The sequence below is a fragment of the Actinomadura sp. BRA 177 genome, assembly GCF_013372625.1.
Lineage (GTDB): Bacteria > Actinomycetota > Actinomycetes > Streptosporangiales > Streptosporangiaceae > Spirillospora.
Window position 1 is genome coordinate 1 of record NZ_JABXFD010000675.1, and the last position, 450, is coordinate 450.

Sequence of the window (450 nt, forward strand, 5' to 3'; positions counted from 1 at the left end):
CTTGACGAGGTCGTCGCCGTCCGGTGACAGCTCGCCCTCGAAGTACTGGACGACGGGCGAGTCCTCGACGGGCACATCGCCGAGGTAGACGTCGCCGGACGACCCGTCGATCGAGATGACGTCGCCCTCGTTCCCGGTCACGCAGCCGGGCGCGGTGAAGTGCCCGTTCTTGACGTCGACGTCCAGTTCCTCGGCGCCGCACACGCACGTCTGGCCCATGCCGCGCGCGACGACGGCGGCGTGCGACGTCTTGCCTCCACGCGACGTCAGGACGCCCTTGGCCGCGACCATGCCGGCGAGGTCGTCGGGGTTGGTCTCGCGGCTGACGAGGATCACGTCCTCCCCCCGCTCGGCGAGTTCCACGGCGCGCTCGGAGGTGAACACGGCCTTGCCGACGGCGGCGCCCGGCGAGGCGTTCATGCCCTTGGTGAGCTTCTGGACGCCGTCCAC

1 protein-coding gene is annotated in these 450 nt (G+C 70.7%); it reads right to left on the bottom strand.

The features are described from left to right. On the bottom strand, positions 1-450 hold a 450-nt coding region (locus HUX53_RS37515), incomplete at both ends, for a PEP-utilizing enzyme (protein ID WP_255206009.1).